Annotated in this window: 17 protein-coding genes and 1 pseudogene; 9 read left to right on the top strand and 9 right to left on the bottom strand. The window is 75.1% G+C overall.

The genetic code is table 11. The annotated features are described in order from the left end of the window. Positions 1-137: 137 nt before the first annotated feature. From KSP35_RS17455 to KSP35_RS17445, 3 genes are read right to left on the bottom strand one after another with little or no spacing between them, the layout of a single operon-like run. Complete coding sequence (locus KSP35_RS17455; RefSeq protein ID WP_216997078.1) at positions 138-659, bottom strand: hypothetical protein; 522 nt, start codon at positions 657-659, stop codon at positions 138-140. Then, the gene (locus tag KSP35_RS17450) at positions 656-2074 is read right to left on the bottom strand and encodes a hypothetical protein (RefSeq protein WP_216997077.1); all 1419 of its coding nucleotides are present in this window, start codon (positions 2072-2074) and stop codon (positions 656-658) included. Before KSP35_RS17450 ends, KSP35_RS17455 begins: the two co-directional genes overlap by 4 nt. Continuing rightward, on the bottom strand, positions 2071-2316 hold the full coding sequence (locus tag KSP35_RS17445) for a MoaD/ThiS family protein (RefSeq protein WP_216997076.1): 246 nt from the start codon (positions 2314-2316) through the stop codon (positions 2071-2073). Before KSP35_RS17445 ends, KSP35_RS17450 begins: the two co-directional genes overlap by 4 nt. A gap of 70 nt (positions 2317-2386) precedes the next feature. Between KSP35_RS17445 and KSP35_RS17440 the strand changes: the two genes are divergently transcribed. Both KSP35_RS17440 and KSP35_RS17435 read left to right on the top strand, forming a co-directional pair. Next, a complete protein-coding gene (locus tag KSP35_RS17440) occupies positions 2387-3022 on the top strand; it encodes a histidine phosphatase family protein (RefSeq protein WP_216997075.1) in 636 nt (211 codons plus the stop codon). 31 nt (positions 3023-3053) lie between these two features. Then, a complete protein-coding gene (locus tag KSP35_RS17435; protein ID WP_216997074.1) occupies positions 3054-3692 on the top strand; it encodes a M48 family metallopeptidase in 639 nt (212 codons plus the stop codon). Between the two features lie 42 nt (positions 3693-3734). On the opposite strand, the gene KSP35_RS17430 is transcribed toward KSP35_RS17435, so the two are convergent. Continuing rightward, on the bottom strand, positions 3735-4118 hold the full coding sequence (locus KSP35_RS17430; protein WP_216997073.1) for a hypothetical protein: 384 nt from the start codon (positions 4116-4118) through the stop codon (positions 3735-3737). An 83-nt stretch (positions 4119-4201) separates the two neighbouring features. Here KSP35_RS17430 and KSP35_RS17425 point away from each other — a divergent pair, with 83 nt between their 5' ends. The 3 genes from KSP35_RS17425 (at position 4202) to KSP35_RS17415 (ending at position 5821) form a co-directional block, all read left to right on the top strand. Further along, the gene (locus KSP35_RS17425; protein WP_254126826.1) at positions 4202-4660 is read left to right on the top strand and encodes a hypothetical protein; all 459 of its coding nucleotides are present in this window, start codon (positions 4202-4204) and stop codon (positions 4658-4660) included. 78 nt (positions 4661-4738) lie between these two features. After that, positions 4739-5563, top strand: coding sequence for an enoyl-CoA hydratase-related protein (locus KSP35_RS17420; protein ID WP_216997072.1), 825 nt, complete (start codon positions 4739-4741; stop codon positions 5561-5563). A gap of 87 nt (positions 5564-5650) precedes the next feature. Next, positions 5651-5821, top strand: coding sequence for a CsbD family protein (locus KSP35_RS17415; RefSeq protein ID WP_216997071.1), 171 nt, complete (start codon positions 5651-5653; stop codon positions 5819-5821). Positions 5822-5902: 81 nt separating this feature from the next. Here the strand turns inward: KSP35_RS17415 and KSP35_RS17410 are convergent, their stop codons facing one another. Further along, positions 5903-6748 carry an EamA family transporter gene (locus tag KSP35_RS17410; RefSeq protein ID WP_216997070.1) on the bottom strand — a complete coding sequence of 282 codons (846 nt, stop codon included), beginning with the start codon at positions 6746-6748 and terminating at the stop codon, positions 5903-5905. Positions 6749-6950: 202 nt separating this feature from the next. Between KSP35_RS17410 and KSP35_RS17405 the strand changes: the two genes are divergently transcribed. Then, positions 6951-7550 carry a helix-turn-helix domain-containing protein gene (locus tag KSP35_RS17405; RefSeq protein WP_216997069.1) on the top strand — a complete coding sequence of 200 codons (600 nt, stop codon included), beginning with the start codon at positions 6951-6953 and terminating at the stop codon, positions 7548-7550. Here the strand turns inward: KSP35_RS17405 and lgt are convergent. Then, a complete protein-coding gene (lgt, locus tag KSP35_RS17400) occupies positions 7457-8641 on the bottom strand; it encodes a prolipoprotein diacylglyceryl transferase (RefSeq protein WP_216997068.1) in 1185 nt (394 codons plus the stop codon). The genes KSP35_RS17405 and lgt overlap by 94 nt on opposite strands. 49 nt (positions 8642-8690) lie before the next feature. After that, entirely contained in the window at positions 8691-9260 is a 570-nt protein-coding gene (locus KSP35_RS17395) for a TIGR03086 family metal-binding protein (protein ID WP_216997067.1), read from the bottom strand. An 84-nt stretch (positions 9261-9344) separates the two neighbouring features. Here KSP35_RS17395 and KSP35_RS17390 point away from each other — a divergent pair, with 84 nt between their 5' ends. Together KSP35_RS17390 and KSP35_RS17385 are read left to right on the top strand one after the other, a co-directional pair. Beyond that, on the top strand, positions 9345-10202 hold the full coding sequence (locus tag KSP35_RS17390; protein WP_216997066.1) for an AraC family transcriptional regulator: 858 nt from the start codon (positions 9345-9347) through the stop codon (positions 10200-10202). Further along, positions 10199-10609 carry an ankyrin repeat domain-containing protein gene (locus tag KSP35_RS17385; RefSeq protein ID WP_216997065.1) on the top strand — a complete coding sequence of 137 codons (411 nt, stop codon included), beginning with the start codon at positions 10199-10201 and terminating at the stop codon, positions 10607-10609. Before KSP35_RS17390 ends, KSP35_RS17385 begins: the two co-directional genes overlap by 4 nt. Before the next feature lies 1 nt (position 10610). On the opposite strand, the gene KSP35_RS17380 is transcribed toward KSP35_RS17385, so the two are convergent. Continuing rightward, positions 10611-11339: a neutral/alkaline non-lysosomal ceramidase N-terminal domain-containing protein gene (locus KSP35_RS17380; RefSeq protein WP_216997064.1), complete on the bottom strand. Its 729-nt coding sequence runs from the start codon at positions 11337-11339 to the stop codon at positions 10611-10613. 439 nt (positions 11340-11778) lie between these two features. Continuing rightward, positions 11779-12726: pseudogene (locus tag KSP35_RS26090) on the bottom strand (neutral/alkaline non-lysosomal ceramidase N-terminal domain-containing protein); the annotation flags it as partial. Positions 12727-12745: 19 nt separating this feature from the next. On the opposite strand from KSP35_RS26090, the gene KSP35_RS17370 reads away from it, so the two are divergent. Beyond that, complete coding sequence (locus KSP35_RS17370) at positions 12746-13228, top strand: hypothetical protein (RefSeq protein ID WP_216997063.1); 483 nt, start codon at positions 12746-12748, stop codon at positions 13226-13228. The last annotated feature ends 29 nt before the right edge of the window (positions 13229-13257 follow it).

Here is a 13257-nt window from a genome sequence, read left to right as displayed (position 1 = left end):
ACAACTGGCGCGAGCGGTCGTTCACCTCTCGCGAGCGCCCCAGGGCGCCGATGTGCCCGCTGACCTGCGGCGCTCCGGGCGATGGCCGCCATCGACCAGGCAGATCACCCGCGCGGCGGCGGGCACCGCCCGGGAGGTCAGGCGTCGTCGGCCTGGGCCGTCAGCAGGTCCTCGACGTGGGCCTCGCCGTCGCGGTAGCGCGCCGTGAGCTCGGCCTCGATGGCGTCGATCGCGTCGAACATCGACCGCCGGAGCTGGGACACCTCGTGCTCCAGGGCCTCGAGCTCGTCGGCCGCCACCTGCAGGTCGTCGTCGGCCACCGCATCGGGGGCATCGAGCGGCACCGCCTCGGCGATCGACTCGAACCGCTCGACGAGGCGCCCGTCGGGCTCGCCGGGCTCGATGGACGACGGGAGGCGGCCCGGGCCGGGGGCGCGGATGCGGTCGGCGAGGATCTCCGGGAGCCGCTCGACCAGGCCGGCCACGTCGTCCGGGTCGCCACCGCCCCGGCGGCGGTCCTGCTCGCCGGTGACGATGTCGTGGCGGCCCTGGACCATGCGCCGCAGGAACGAGAGCTTGGTCTCGAGGGCCTGGCACTCGGCGCGAGCTCCGCAGCTCGGCGACGGTCCGCCCGGCCAGGCCGGTGAGGTACTCGTCACCGAGGATCCGATCGAGATCCTGGTCCATGGGCTCCTCCGAGTCGTGGGCCGGCGTCGGCACCACCGTGCGAACTGTACGCCGCCCCCCGGCCCCGGCGGGGCACGGACGGTGGCGCCACGGCCACCGCGAGGCGCGGGTGGGCCCTAGCTGCCCACCCGCTGGAGGTAGAGGCCGATGAGCCCGGCCCACGCCGGCGCGACGATGAGGAGGGAGTCGAGCCGGCGCAGCGCCGGCGCCGGTGCGTCGGCGCGGGGAGCATGGCCGAGCCCAGCAGCTGGCCGGCCGGGCAGGCCACCGCGGCCAGGAGGGCGAAGCTCCAGATGTCGACGCCGCGGAACGGGGCGACCTCCAGCACGGCGAAGAGCAGGGTGACCGCGGCGATGAACAGGCCGCCGGCCAACGGCCCCTCCACCCCGTTGGTGGCGCCCGAGCCGATCAGGTAGTCGCTGGCGTCGTAGACCATCAGGAAGACCACGAGGATGCAGGCGGCCAGGATCTCGTAGTGGGCCAGCAGCACCAGCGAGGCCACCGACCCGCCGCACACCCCCGCCGCCAGGACGGTGTGGCCGGCGGCAGCCAGCAGGGGCATCTGGCGCTCGCGCCGCTGGGCCGCCACGACCACCGCGGCGACCACCAGGGCGAGCATCCCGGCTCCGAGCGGACGCACGCCCTGGGTGGCGAGCACGGGCAGCGTGGAGGCGCCCAGCGCGGCGACCCACCGGTCGGCACCGGTGCGCACGGTGTGCCACGCGCCGACGACCTGGAGGGCGGCGGCGCCCGCCACCACGGCGTACAGGGTGGCCAGGCCGTACGGGCGGAGCGGCTCGAAGCCGAGCGCGGCTGCGACGACCACGACCCAGGCCACGCCCAGCCGGAGCCGGGGGCCCTGGGTGTTGTAGACGACGCCGTAGCGCTGGCGGAACGCGGTGCGGGGCGACGGCGGGTCCGGCAGCAGCTCCTGGACGACCGCCTCGCCCTTCGGGGCGGGCCGGGCGGCGGCCTTCGGGGCCCGGGCGGCGACGACCGGGGTGGACCCGGTGTCGCGGAAGGTGACGCTCGAGGTGGTGGCGCGCGGCGGGGCCGGACGGGTGCGGCGGACGGGACGCTCGGGACGGGGACCCGGCGCATCGGGGATCGGGCGGCGAGCCGCGGGCCGCGGCGCGGCCGACCCCGGGCCCGGGCGAGCGGCCTTGGGCTTGGGCTTGGCGGCGGCACCCGCAGCCTTGGAGCCGGGGCGGGCCGCGCCACCGGTCCGGGGCGCGGGCCGAGCGGTCGACGGCCGCTTCGCGGCGCCGGGGCGGGGCGGGCGGGGTGCGGCCCCCGATGCCGGGCGGGGCGGTCCCGCCGCCGGTCGGGGCGGCCGCCGGGCCGCCGGCGGCTGCGGGCGCTGGGGGATGTCCGGGTCGGCGGTCACGCCGCGCACCCGCCGGAGACGGGCGGCAGCACGCCGACCTCGTCCTCGACCCCGACCACCGTCTCGCCGGAGGCCGGCACGCCGTTGACCCAGATCGCGCAGCTGGGCAGGACCGCGGCGAACTCGCCGCCGAAGCGGTCGACGGCGTGGTCGAGCACCTCGGCGACCGTTGCGCCCGTCAGGACCTCTCGGGACGTACCGGCTGCGGTGCGGGCGGCGGCAAAGAGCCGGAGAACTGCCATGGCGGATCGAGATGCTACCGGTGTGGCCCCGATCCCCACAGCCCGCACCGACGGGTACCGTCTCTCCCCCATGACCCGCATCCTGCTCGTCCGCCACGGGGAGTCCGTCTGGAACGCCGACGGCCGGTGGCAGGGCCAGGCCGACCCGCCGCTCACCGATCGGGGCCGCCAGCAGGCCGTCGACGCCAGCGCGGCCATCGGCACCGTCGACGCGGTCATCGCCTCGGACCTCGAGCGGGCCGCCGAGACGGGGGCGATCATCGCCCGGATGCTCGGCCTCGACGACGTCGCCACCGAGCCCCGCCTGCGCGAGCGCGACGCCGGCTCGCTCTCCGGGCTGACCCGCCCCGAGATCTACGAGGCCTTCCCCGGCCTGCTGCCCGACGACCCGGCCGGCTACGTGCCGGACGACGACGGCGAGCCCCGCTGGCCCGACGACTGGGAGAGCGACGACGACCTCTGGGCGCGCGTCGAGGTCGGCCTGCTCGCCATCGGCCGGTTCGTGCCCGACGGCGAGGTGGTGGCCGTCACCCACGGCGGGGTCATCTACGCCGTCGAGCGGCGCCTCGGGCAGCCCGGCCGAGGACGGCTCTCGAACCTCGACGCCTGCTGGGTCGAGGTCGTCGACGACCGCTTCCGCCTCGGCGAGCGGCTCTCCCTCGTCGACCCCGCCACCACCCTGGCCATCGAAGCCGACCGGATCTGACGGCGCGGGCCGGACGACGGGAGCCGGTGCCGTGCTCGAGGTGACGGTGGTCCGCAGCGCCAAGCGCCGCAAGACCGCGCAGGCCCGGCTGGTCGACGGCGTGCTCGAGGTGCGCATCCCGGCCCGCGCCTCACGGGCCGAGGAGGCCCGGCTGGTGGAGGGCTTCCGGAAGCGGTTCGAGCGCTCCAGCGCCGGGGCCGGGGTCGACCTCGCCCAGCGGGCCCGTCGCCTGGCCGAGGTCCACGGCCTGCCGCGGCCGGACGAGATCCGCTGGGTCTCGAACCAGGCGCACCGCTGGGGGTCCTGCACGCCGTCCACCCGGACGATCCGCATCTCCGACCGCCTGGCCGACCACCCCACCTGGGTCATCGACCACGTGGTGGTCCACGAGCTCGCCCACCTGGTGGAGCCCGGGCACGGGCCGCGGTTCCAGGCCCTGGTGGCCCGCTACCCGTTGGCCGAGCGGGCCGAGGGCTACCTCCTGGCGCTCAGCGGCGGCGTCGACCCGCACGCCGATCCGCTGGCCGACGACCTCGACGAGGAACCGCCGCCCATCGCCCTGCCGGCCGACAGCGCCGACCTGCGTCGGGCGCCGCGCCGACCCGGGGCCGCCGGCCGCAGCGCCGACGTGGGCCCCGCCACGGTGGTCCAGCTCCCGCTCGACCTCTGATCCGGGACGGCCCGGGCACGAGCCCCGGCTCGGCGGGGAGGTTCAGGCGGGCGGCGCGCCGAGGAGCTCGACCAGCAGCGGAGAGCGCTCGTGGTCGCCGGCGTCGATGGCCTCGATCGCCCGGTCGACGGCGGCGAGGTCGGCCTCGATGCCGGCCAGCACCGCGAGGTCGACCGGCGGGGCCGCAGGCGCCTCGTCCGGCCCGGCACCGGCGTCACCGGCGTCACCAGCCACCTCGGCGATCAGCTCGTCGGGCTCGGGATCGGGCCCCTCGTCCTCGTCGTCCTCGACCGGGCCGATCGCCGAGGTCTCCGGCAGGAAGGCGCCGAGGTCGACCTCGACCTCGACCTGCTGGCCCGAGCCGGGAGCGTCCGGCGGGAGGGAGCTCGCCGGCTGGGGGACGTCGGGGCCATCGAGGTCGGGCACGGGCCGGAGCCTACCGAGGGGGCTCGGGGGTAGGGAGCGCCCGGCAGGCGTCCGGACCTGCGCCGCAGCACGAGGAGACGACCATGGGCGACGAGCGCCACGACCGACCGGCCGGCATCGGTGACGCCACCGTGGAGGCGGTGGGCAAGGCCACCGAGGCGCTCGAGTGGGTGGAGCGGGCCCGTGGCGACCTGTACGACTTCCACCAGAAGATGGGCCACGCCGATGCCCTCTTCGGCGAGGCTGCCGACGCCCTGGAGGAGGCCGGCCACCAGCAGGAGGCCGACGACCTGCGCACCCGCATCGTGGGGCGCAACGCCATCGACGGCCGGTGGTCCTTCCAGATCGTCGAGGAGTTCGACGACCTCTACTGGTCCGCGGCGCGGGACCAGGAGCGCCAGGTGCGCGACGCCCTCGTCGCCGGACGCCGCCACGTCTTCGAGTCGGAGATGAAGGACGACCGCCGCAGCGCCGGGCGGGCCCACCACGAGCGCCGCCCCGCCGGTGGCCACGACCCGGACGTGACCAGCCTCGACGGCTGAGCGATCCCGCTGCGCAGCCCCGCATCCGCTAGGAAGCAGGCGTCGCGCGGCCAGGGGGCCGGGCGATCGGAGGCTCCCATGTCCGTCGTGCTCGTCGACCACCCAGCGCCCCACGTCACCCAGGTGACGCTCAACCGGCCCGAGGTGCTCAACGCCCTCTCCATCGAGCTCGTGCTCGAGCTGTCCGACGTGCTGGCCGCCATCGGCGCCGACAACGACTGCCGGGTGGTCGTGCTCACCGGCGCCGGTCGGGCCTTCTGCTCCGGCCTCGACCTCAAGGACCACGGCGTGCTGCCCGGCATCGACGGCCTGTCGATGGGGCGCATCGCCCAGCGGTCGATGGCGGCGTACTCCTGCCTGGTGCCGATCCTGCGCCGGCTGCCCCAGCCGGTGGTGGCCGCGATCAACGGCCCGGCCTACGGCGGCGGCATGTGCCTGGCCCTCGGTGCCGACCTCCGCTTCGCCTCCACCGACGTCGAGCTCAACGCCACCGGCATCGTCAACGGCCTGACGAGCACCGAGATGGGCGCCAGCTGGCTCCTGCCCCGCCTGGTGGGTGCCGCCCACAGCAACGACCTCCTCCTGACCGGCCGGGTCATCGACGCCGACGAGGCCTGGCGCATGGGCCTGGTGTCGCGCGTCCTCGAACCGACCCGCCTGGTGGAGGGGGCCGTCGCAGCCGCCCAGGCCATGGCCCAGCACAGCCCCTACGGCCTGTCGATGACCAAGGACGTGCTGTGGGCCAACCTCGAGGTCACCAGCCTCGAGGCCGCCATCGAGCTCGAGGACCGCAACCAGCTCATGCTCGGCTTCACCGAGAACCTGCCCGAGGCCATGCGGGCCTTCGCCCAGGGTCGCCGCCCCCAGTACACCGACGACCCCCGTCGAGACCTCTTCGGGTGACGATCGCCACGCCGGTCCGCCGTCTGCGCCCGGGCCTCGGGGGTAAGGACCCTTCGTCCGCAACCCCCAGCATGAGGAAGTCCCACCATGGCCAACGTCGATGACGCCAAGGGTCGAGTCAAGGAAGCAGCCGGCAACCTGACCGGCGACAAGGACCTCGAGCGCGAGGGCAAGGTCGACCAGGTGGTCGGCAACATCAAGGAGGCCGTCGGCGACGCCGCCGACAAGGTCAAGGACGCCCTCCACAAGGACAAGTAGCACCGGCGGGAGCACGGCTCCCGCCCACGTCTCGCTGATCGGTGCCCGGGCCCCACGGTCCGGGCACCGGCGCGCCTGGGCTCAGCCGGCCACCAGCACGGCGGCCAGCACCGCCACGCCCAGCCCGGCGAACTGGATGGGCTGCAGCCGCTCGTCGAGACGGGTCTGGGCGAGGAGCACGGTGGAGGCGGGGTACAGCCCGGTGAGGGCCGCCACCACGGCGAGCATGCCGTGGCGCAGGGCCAGCAGGTAGAGGATGTTGGCCACCATGTCGAGCACGCCGCTCACCACGACCGCCCCCACGAGGCGGGGGCTCCCCGTCATGGGGATCCGCTTGGCGAGCACCAGCGCCGCGAGGATCGGGACCGAGGTGAGCCGGGCCGCGAGCAGCGGCCACAGGCCGGCGCCCGCACCGGTCTGGTGCAGGAACACGAAGAACAGGCCGAAGATCGCCCCGCCGCCCAGGGCGGGTAGGAGGGCTCGAGCTGCGGCGCCCCGGGCGACGACCACGCCGGGCTCGGTCCGCTCTCGGGTGATGAGGGCCACGGCGACGAAGGCGACGGCGATGCCGCCCAGCACCGAGAGGCCCGGCCGCTCGCCGAGGAGGATCCCGGCGAGCACCGGGACCGCCGAGGCGCTCAGCGCCGTGGTGGGCGCCACCACGCTCATGGGCCCCTTGGCGAGCGTGCGGTAGACCACCACGACGCCGAGGCCGCCGAAGACGCCGGCTGCCGCCCCGAAGAGCAGGTCCCGGGGCGAGACGGCGGCCGGCCCGAGGAACGGCATGGCCACCAGCAGGATCGCCAGGCCGGCGACCTGGGCGCCGAGGGCCACCGCCAGGGCGGCGTTGCGGCGTGAGGCCAGGGCCCCCATGAAGTCGGCCGAGCCGTAGAACGCTGCCGCGCCCAGGGCGAAGACGATGGCCATGTCACACCTCCCGATGGATCCCGCCGGACCGGGCCGAGGCGCCCCCGGGACTTCGGTCAGGCTGTTAAACCAGCTGGTTCATCATACGGTCATATCAACAGGATGCACCAGTCAGAGCACTCTGATGCTACGGCTCTCGCTGGCACCCCGCTGGGGCCAGGTGCCGGCGGGAGGCGACCCCGCCGGTCGGTAGGTTGGGGCGGTGCCCGACGCCGACGAGGTCGCTGCCGCCATCGCCCGCAACACGCGCGAGCTGCGGGGCGGGCGGGGCTGGACGCTGGACCAGCTCGCCGGGCGCTCCGGGGTCAGCAAGGGGATGCTCGTGCAGATCGAGCAGGCCCGCACGAACCCCAGCATCGCCACGCTCTGCCGGGTGGCCGACGCCTTCGGCGTGACCCTGGCCCAGCTGGTGGAGCTCGACGACGGCGGCATGGTGCGGGTGGTCGACGCCGCCGACGTCGTGCGGCTGTGGACCGGCATGGAGGGCTCCGGCGGCGACCTGCTCGTGGGCACCGACCGCAGCGAGCACGTCGAGCTCTGGCGCTGGTCGCTCGCCGCCGGGGACCGCCACGACTCCGAGGGCCACGTCGACGGCACGCGCGAGCTGCTGGCGGTGCTGGCCGGCACCCTCACCCTCGAGGTGGGCGACGAGGTCCACCAGGTGGCCCACGGCGGCGCCGTGCTCTTCGACGCCAACCACCCGCACAGCTACGTCAACGCCCACAAGCGCCTGCTGGACCTGGTGCTCGTGGTGGTCCAGCCCCCGGTGCTCGACCCGGCGGCGGTCAGCCATCCCGACTGAGGCTCGCGCCGCCTCAGTCGGTTCGGCCGACCTCGGCGTCCTCGCCTTCGTCCCCGGCCTCGGCCTCGGCTTCCGCTCCGGCGAGCGGCGCGTCCCCTTCGAGGTCGTCCTCGGGGGGGATCGTCGCCGGGGTGCTCGGCGTCGCCCACGGCCCCGGGCTCGGAGGCGACCGGCTCCGGGGCGGGCATGGCGAGCCGGAGGCGCAGCAGCCAGCCGAGGGCGAGCACCGAGGCGATGGCCAGCGGGATGGCGATGGCCTCCTGCTCGCGGAGCAGGAGGGCGGCGACGACGGCGACGGCCACGCCGGCGACCGCCAGGCGGTTGCGCAGCAGCACGGCCAGGGCGCAGAGGCCGATGACCACGCTCATCCAGATGTTGATGCGGACCCCGAGCACCAAGGAGGCGTTGTCGGAGCGGAGGGCCTCCACCCACAGCCGGCCGATGCCGTAGCCGAGCACGTACAGGGCGAACAGCTCGCCGGGACGCAGCTTCTTGCGCTTGTCGAGCCAGACGAGCAGGAGGGCCAGGCCGACGTTCCACAGGCCCTCGTAGAGGAAGGTGGGGTGGAAGGTGGCGAAGCCCTCGTCGCCGGCGGGACGGTACTGCGGCGCGATCTCCAGGCCCCACGGGAGCTTGGTGGGTCGGCCGAAGACCTCTTGGTTGAACCAGTTGCCGAAGCGGCCGATGGCCTGGGCCACCGGCAGGGCGGGCGCCACGACGTCGAGCAGCTCGAGCTTGGGCAGCTTCTTGACGCGGACCACCGCTAGGCCGACCACCACGCCGAGGAAGATGCCGCCAGGGATGCCGAGGCCGCCCTGGGTGATCTTGAAGGCGTTGATCCAGTGGTGCTCGTAGGTCTTCCAGTCGGTGGCGACGTGGTAGATCCGGGCGCCGATGACCCCGGCCGGCACCGCCCAGATGGCGATGGTGCCGATGTCGTCGGGGTTGCCGCCCCGCTCCTCCCACCGCTTCGAGCAGATGGTCACCGCGGCGATGACGCCGAGCGCGATGCAGAGCCCGTAGAGGCGGAACGGCCCGACGTGGTTGAACGACGGGCTGGGGATCGACGCCAGGAGCGCGGCTGCGTGCACCGCACCGGGCTAGCACGCCCGAGCGAGACGGGGCAGCGCGACCGCAGCGCTACCAGGCCCGGCGCCCCACGAAGGCCAGGACCCGGGTCTGGGCGTCGGCGTCGTCCGGCGGCTCCAGCTCGGGCCCGAACGCGCCCGGCCCGCGCATGGCCGACCCGATCTGCTCGCTCATCTCGGCGATGGCGACCTCGAGGGCCTCGACGTCCTCGGCCGAGATGGCGTCGGGGAGGCCGGCGGCCCGGGCCAGGTCCCAGCGGTGGACGACGAGGTCGAACGACAGGAAGCGATCGGTGGCGGCGGCGAAGGTCGTGCGCCCGGTGACCCCGTCGAACTCCACCTCGGCGAGGAGCGGGTCGTCGAGCGCAGCTTGGGTCTGCTCGCGCGCGGCCACCCACGCGCCCAGCGGGTCGAGCTCCACCGACGGGCCCGGTTCGAGCTCTCGGCCCACCAACCCGGCGAACATCGCCTGGGTCTGCACGACGTGGGCCACCACGCCCCGGGCATCCCACTCCGGGCACGGCGACGGCGCCGCCCAGGCGCCCTCGGGGACCGCGGCCACGGTCTGGGTGAAGGCGGCGGCCCGGCGGCGGTAGCGGTCGGCGATGGTCTCGGAGGTCATGGCCGCATGGTCGCGCCGTGCCGCCCCGGGCGCTTGGACGAACGCGACGGCCCCCTGGCCGAGCGGCGTCCGTAGGCTGGCGCCGTGGTCGATCCGGTGGGGCGGGACAGCCGGGGCATCCTGCAGCCCGGGGCGGGGCTCCAGCGCTTCTCGCTGCGCCGCCACGCCCCCAGCCCGGCGGTCGCCCGCTTCGTGGACCGCTACTGGATCGTCGAGTGGGACCTCCCCGAGGGAGAGCAGCACACCCAGGAGATCCTCGTGCACCCGGTGGCCAACGTGGTCTTCGGCGACGGCCCCGCCCGCCTCAGCGGCGTGCGCCGCACGCGGTTCGCCCGCACGCTCGAAGGGCGGGGGATGGTGCTGGGCACCATGTTCCGCCCGGCCGGCTTCTCCCCGTTCAGCGACCGGCCCATGGCGGCGCTCACCGACGTCGAGCTCGACCTCGACGAGGTGCTCGGCCCGGACGCCACCGCCCTCGCAGCAGCGGTCGACGCCGCACCGGACGACGAGGCGATGGTCGCCGTGGTCGACGGGTTCTGGGCGGCGCGGGTCCCACCGCACCGCCTCCGGTCCGAGAACGTCACCGAGCTGGCCGACAAGGTGGTGGCCGATCCCCACCTCAGCAGGGTCGACGACCTCGCCGCGCTCGCCGGTTGCACCGTTCGCCAGCTGCAGCGCCTCTTCGCCGAGCACGTCGGCACCAGCCCCAAGTGGGTCATCCGCCGCTACCGCCTCTACGACGCCGCCGAACGGGCGGCGCGGGACCCGGACCTCGACTGGGCCACCGTCGCCGCTGAGCTCGGCTACGCCGACCAGGCCCACCTCACCCGCGACTTCACCGCCGCCGTCGGCCTGCCCCCGGCCCGCTACGCGGCGTCCTGTCGAGCCGCGGCGTCGACGCTGCCGGCCGATGCCGTGGCGGCGGTAGGTTCGGCGCCGTGACCGTCCCGCCCGAGCCCCAGCCCGACGGCGCGATCGAGCAGGAGGTGGCGGCGCTGGCCGACCGGCTGCTCGACGCCGCCCGCCGCGGCGACGCCGCGCTGCTCGCCGCCTACGTCGACGCCGGCGCACCCGTCGACCTGGCGGCCGCCGCCGGGGACACCCTCCTGATGCTGGCGGCGTACCACGGCCACGTCGAGGCCGTCGACGCCCTGCTGGCCCGCGGCGCCGATCCCGATCGGGCCAACGCCAAGGGCCAGGGCCCCCTCGCCGGCGCCGTCTTCAAGGGCTACGCCGACGTCGTCCGGTCGCTGGTGGCCGCCGGGGCCGACCCCGATGCCGGGCAGCCCTCGGCCCGGGCCGCGGCGGCCATGTTCGACCGCCAGGACCTGCTCGCCCTGCTCGGCTGAATCAGTCGAAGGACGGCCCGGCCACCTCGGGCCGATCGGCGTTGGCGAGCAGCACGAAGCGATGGCGGCGACCGTGGCGGTGGACCGGGTCGTACCAGCGGGCGCGGTAGTGGTGGCGGCCGGAGTCGTCGCCGCCGAGGTGGGTCACCTCGATGGCCCAGCCCTGGTCGTCGATGCGCCGGCCGCCCACGGTGGCCGCCGCCCAGGTGGTGCCGTCGTCGTCGGAGGACTCCACCCGCACCAGCGGCTCGTGCCAGCGGAGGCGGGTGGGCGCGACGTCGATCCAGCGCAGCTCCCAGAACCCGTCGACCTCGGCGGTGGGGTCGGTGAAGGCCGCCTTGCCCTCGACGCGCCGCTCGACACCGGCCTCGTCCCCGGCCAACGGCAGGTACCGCTTGGTGGCCAGGTCCCAGGTGCGCTCGGCCTCGACGTCGGCGAACGTGCCGGCGCCGACGGTGGCGGCGGCGAGGCGCCCGGCGTGGGCGCTGAGGAAGGCCTGCGTCTTCGGGCCGTAGAGCGTGTGGCCGCCCTCGTAGTACTGCCGGCGGTACTCCTCGGCGGTGGCCACGTAGCCCCAGTACTCGTTGACCACCGATGACACGACCACCCGGCCGATGCCCCGGTCGCCCACGGCGTCGGCCACGGAGGCAGCGATTCGCCGCCCGGACTCGACGGTGATCTCGAACGGCAGGCCGAGCAGGACGCTGTCGCCGATGCGGAGGGCCTGCACGCTGAGGATGCGGGGGGAATCCCTTCTTGGGCGTGACGATCGGCTGCAGCCACCGCGACCCGAGCACCCACTTCTCGCCCTGGGCGTTCTTGGTGCCCCACCGCTTGGGGTGGCCGGCACGGAACGGCGGGATGCGGTGGATGACCGGGGTGAGGTTCTCGGTGGCACCGGCGACGAGGGCGGCGCCGACGGCCGGGCGGTCGGGGAGCTCGATGCCGTCGACGGTGCGATCGACGTTCAGGTCGACCTCCCGCAGCCCGACGTCGAGCGCCACGCGGTCGCTGAGCTCGGCGCCGAGCCGGTCGTAGAGGTCGGCGGCCTCGACCCCGATGCCGGCACCGATGCGACGGGCCTCCCGGTGCCCGGCGAGGCCGGGCCGCAGGGCCGGGGCGACGTCGGCGTGGGTGCCCTCCATGGCGCCGACCACCGGCTGGGCGCCGTCGTGGCGGACCTCGATCTGGTGGCGCAGCTCGCCCACCAGGTAGGCCCAGACGTCGGCGTTGTACTCGTGGGCGTGCTGCGAGACGCCGGTGCCGTGGATGGAGAACACCACCGCCGCGCTCAGCGGCTCGGTGCCGCCCTCGGCGGTGATCCGGTCGGCCCGCACCAGGTGCAGCTGCGGGTTGACCGCCACCCACTTGCGCTGCGGGTCCCGCCGCTTGTCGGTGACCGTGGCGTTCTGCACGTACGGGTCGTGCGACCGGTTGCGGGTGAGGCCCCAGACCTCGGTGCTGCCCACCGCCACCTTGGCCGGCGCCCGGGTGTCGTGGGCCTCGATGACCGCACCGGCGACCTGGTCCACCAGGAACGACGTCCACGCCGGGTCGAAGCCGGCCCGGTTGGAGGCGTGGTGGTTGTAGAAGTCGGTGCCCAGGAACTGGCCCGGCCCGGCGTGGGTGTGGGTGGCGCCGATCCAGATCCCGGCCAGCGGGATGTCGGTGCGGTCCGCCACCGCGTCGGCCACCAGGTGCTGGAGCACCGACGAGCCACCCAAGAGGTCGAGCTGCACGATGGCCAGCGACGCCCGGCCCGCCCGGAGGTGCGTCACCCGGGCCCGCAGGCGGGTGCGGAAGCCGTTCCCGTCGTGGGCGTTGGCCGAGTAGCCCGCCTTGGGCAGGCCGGGGGGCGGGGTGATGTCGGCCTCGGCGGCGCCGGCGAGCACGCCCTCGACCTCCGGCAGCGGAGCCGACGGCCGGGGCCGCACGCCGAAGCGGCTCCGCTTCGAGGTCCCGTCGACGAACGACGCCAGCGGCGACCGCGTCGCCCCACTGCCTGCTGCCACCTGGCGCTCCCCTGCTCGAGCCCGGACCCGACCGGACCCGGTGACCCTACGCGGCGGGCCCGGGCCCACCGACCGCCGACCCTCGGGTGGCCCTCCGGTGCCCATCGGCGCTAGCCAGGGGGCCGTGTCCCTGGTGCTGACCCCCTCCACCCGCTCGCAGCGGGACCGCCTGCAACGGCTGGGGCTGCTCTTCCTGCTGGCTGCCCTCCCGGTGGCCGCGGTGCTGGTGATCATCATCAACTGGTGGGTGGCCGTGCTCTACACGGTGGTCCAGACCAGCGTCCTGCTCTTCGGCGTCCGCCAGCAGCGCACGTCGGTGCTGCGGGTGGACGACGCCGGCATCCAGTACGAGGCGGGCACGTTCGTGCTGCGGACGACCTGGGCCGACGTGAGCAAGGTCGGCGAGGCCACCCTGCCCTCCGGGCCCACCCAGGCGCTGGTGCTGAGCCGCTCGGGCCTGCGGTGGACCCACACGCCGCAGGTGCGCAACCAGGTGACCACCCGGGGCTGGGACCGCATCATCCCGATCGACGAGTTCGAGCCGAACTGGCCCGACGGCCCGCTGGCCAAGGCGGTCCGCGCCCATCGCCCGGACCTGCTGGGCTGACGGCTCCGCCGCCGCTGGGCGTCGGGACC

This window comes from Aquihabitans sp. G128 (assembly GCF_019048865.1).
GTDB lineage: Bacteria > Actinomycetota > Acidimicrobiia > Acidimicrobiales > Iamiaceae > Aquihabitans.
The sequence above is the reverse complement of the archived record's forward strand: the minus strand, read 5'-3'. Positions and strand labels throughout refer to the sequence as shown.

What these genes read in the sequence shown, in the direction of transcription:
- KSP35_RS17410 (WP_216997070.1), bottom strand. Translation starts at nt 6,748, where the DNA reads ATGGCCATCGTCTTCGCCCTGGGCGCGGCAGCGTTCTACGGCTCGGCC.
- KSP35_RS17415 (WP_216997071.1), top strand. Translation starts at nt 5,651, where the DNA reads ATGGCCAACGTCGATGACGCCAAGGGTCGAGTCAAGGAAGCAGCCGGC.
- KSP35_RS17440 (WP_216997075.1), top strand. Translation starts at nt 2,387, where the DNA reads ATGACCCGCATCCTGCTCGTCCGCCACGGGGAGTCCGTCTGGAACGCC.
- KSP35_RS17425 (WP_254126826.1), top strand. Translation starts at nt 4,202, where the DNA reads ATGGGCGACGAGCGCCACGACCGACCGGCCGGCATCGGTGACGCCACC.
- KSP35_RS17395 (WP_216997067.1), bottom strand. Translation starts at nt 9,260, where the DNA reads ATGACCTCCGAGACCATCGCCGACCGCTACCGCCGCCGGGCCGCCGCC.
- KSP35_RS17420 (WP_216997072.1), top strand. Translation starts at nt 4,739, where the DNA reads ATGTCCGTCGTGCTCGTCGACCACCCAGCGCCCCACGTCACCCAGGTG.
- KSP35_RS17445 (WP_216997076.1), bottom strand. Translation starts at nt 2,316, where the DNA reads ATGGCAGTTCTCCGGCTCTTTGCCGCCGCCCGCACCGCAGCCGGTACG.